The following is a 2,328-nucleotide window of genomic DNA, read 5'->3' on the forward strand; positions in this document are numbered from 1 at the left end:
GGCTGGCTCATTCCTCGACTTCGAAGAAGGATTCGCCGTTCTCGAGTGGCCGTCGATCTGTCCGTCTGTGGCACATTGTCGCATTTGCCTGAGCGATGTCGAAATCCTCCGGCACAATCCATCCATGCTGGTATGCCGTCGTTTTCGAAGGGACGGGTCCGCCTGTACCAATGAAACGGAATATGTCGATGGGTGGTGCCGCCAGACGAACTGCCCAGGTTTCGTGCGACCCAACCCAGTGCTCGCACCGACAAATTCACAAGCTTTCCTGGGGACTGCCGCGCCCAGCAGTCGATCAGCCGACATACCAATCCCCTCCGTCGACGACGTTCCAGACATCCGCGTGACGATGCGCGCGGTGGACAGCTTCCGGTTCCACCACGGCGGCGGAAAGCATGAAGCGGAGGTCCAATTGCGCTGCATGCTCGAGGACTTTCTTTTGAAGTCTGCTCGTCGCATCACGGCGGGTGGCTACCTCAGATTTTCCCGGAAGGGCTACAAGCTTGTCCTTTCTCCCGACCGCGCAGCAATCACCGGGTACTACACCGACCACCGCGAGCGCACATGGGAGCAGATCAAAGCCGGCATCAGCTCTCGATCCACCGGAAACGGGCGGCCTGATTCGCCATCGGCCCCTCGGCGGCGGAGTACGGTCCTGGCGCTGGCCGAATTCACCGCCAACTTCGACCCAATGTCTCTGTACCTGACCGCCGGCGTGCGCAAATGGTATGCAAGGAATTCAGGACCCGACCAGACCGAGGACGCGGAATCCGACGCCGGCATTCGGGCGGCAATCAGTGGATTCGGACCCCAGGACGTCGTCCAGCGGCCCGACGGATGCTTCGAGGTCCATTGGGGCGGTCGAATCTGGCTGATCTCGCACGACGGCAGGTCCCTCTTCAACATCAGGAACGCCAAAGGCCAGCGGCCCGCCTGATTCGCCCGTGCTGCTGCACTCTCCTACGAGGACCAATCCTTCGCGCGACGATCGCCGCATCCAGTTACTACCTAAGAGGCCGTCCGTGCGGGTGATCACCCACGCTGACTAGGAGGGCCAGCGACAACACCGAACGCTGGCAACCTCAGACAAACGACCGCCATCAATCCGGTCTTAGTAGTGTCACGGCTCGTCCATTTGCGAAAGGGCCTGGGCGGCGGCTCGAAGGCGGTCGCGTGCGGTGCGGCGTTCGCGGCCGAGGGCGCACATTTGCTCGAAAAGTTCGTCCTCGCTAACTGTTTCGGCGATCTGGGTAAATCGCGCGGCGGCGATAGCGTAGCCACGGCGGTAGGACTGGGACAGGACTGCGAGCGCGTAGTGGCTCGCGTCGTGGGCGCGGGCATCTCCGATCGCGACAGCGAGTAGTGCTCCCCGGAGGTAATCGGTGCGGGCGCCGGCGTCGCGCTGCAGTTCGGCGGCGACGAGTGCTGCGGTGTGAGCGTGACCTCCTCGCGCGAGACGAGCAATCGAGGCGTAGATCGCGCCGAAATCCGGGCGATAGAAGTCGGTTTCGTCGAGGTGCTCGGCGATTTTGACGACGGCGGCCGTGGGTGTCCACAGCAGGGCGTTGAGGCACTGAACTTCCGGATCGAGTTCGAGGCATCCGTTGGCGATCGTGTCGACCTCGTCACCACTAGTGCTGTCGCAACTGTCCAGGCCGGCGATCGAGTCGACGACAGTTGGTCTCGGTGTTATCGGGGTGAGTGGGCCGGTGTTCATGGTTGAGGGTTCTTTTCACTTGATCGTGCGGCAGTGCCGGCATTCCCAGCGTCTGTCGACGAGTAGACAGACTCGGGTTTGCTCGCATAGCCAGCACTGTTGACTCGGCTTCTCTTCGCTCCCGTCTGCTTGCCGTCGACGTTTTTCGGCGCTGGCGTGGTCGGCCGGGTCGAGGTGGACCTTCGTTTGCGTGATCGCGTCGCCGCAGCGGGGTTCGGCGGACTGGTGGCGCAGGAGCTGCCCGAACTCGGTGCGGCAGGTGTGGCAGACGGTTTCTCCCGGAGTGACGAGGTTGCCGCAGATGCGGTGGTAGTGGCATTCGTCGAACAGGTCCTGTGTGGTCATGGTGGGAATCTCCGGTTCCGGGCTGGTGGCCCGCAGTCGGTGCGGGCCACCTGCCGGACTGGGTCTAGTTGGCCTGGTCGCCGTTGTCGAGATCATCGGGTTGGCGGTCGCCGGTGATGACTTGCTCGATGGGGGCGAGGGTGTAGCCGAGGTCGGCGAGCAGTTTCAGGTATTCGGTGAGGCCTCGGGTGTCGACGTGGCGGCCTCCGCGCCAGGCGTCTTTGGTGCAGCGGTTTTTCGAGTGCTCCGAGCACGATCGCGAATCC

The 2,328-nt window shown here is 63.0% G+C and carries 4 protein-coding genes; 1 reads left to right on the forward strand and 3 read right to left on the reverse strand.

The features are described 5' to 3' along the window. On the forward strand, positions 1-937 hold a 937-nt coding region (locus A8G08_RS27810), incomplete at its 5' end, for a hypothetical protein (RefSeq protein ID WP_222844280.1). 183 nt (positions 938-1,120) lie between these two features. Here A8G08_RS27810 and A8G08_RS18565 read toward each other — a convergent pair. From A8G08_RS18565 to A8G08_RS27565, 3 genes are all read right to left on the reverse strand, one after another. After that, complete coding sequence (locus tag A8G08_RS18565) at positions 1,121-1,717, reverse strand: DnaB-like helicase N-terminal domain-containing protein (RefSeq protein ID WP_068277439.1); 597 nt, start codon at positions 1,715-1,717, stop codon at positions 1,121-1,123. A 15-nt stretch (positions 1,718-1,732) separates the two neighbouring features. After that, entirely contained in the window at positions 1,733-2,062 is a 330-nt protein-coding gene (locus tag A8G08_RS18570; RefSeq protein WP_068277440.1) for a hypothetical protein, read from the reverse strand. A 64-nt stretch (positions 2,063-2,126) separates the two neighbouring features. Continuing rightward, positions 2,127-2,328 (reverse strand): hypothetical protein (locus A8G08_RS27565; protein ID WP_169823327.1); only part of this gene is annotated, 202 nt, incomplete at its 5' end.

Origin of the sequence: Aldersonia kunmingensis, from assembly GCF_001646865.1 — a bacterium.
Classification (GTDB): Bacteria; Actinomycetota; Actinomycetes; order Mycobacteriales; family Mycobacteriaceae; genus Aldersonia; species Aldersonia kunmingensis.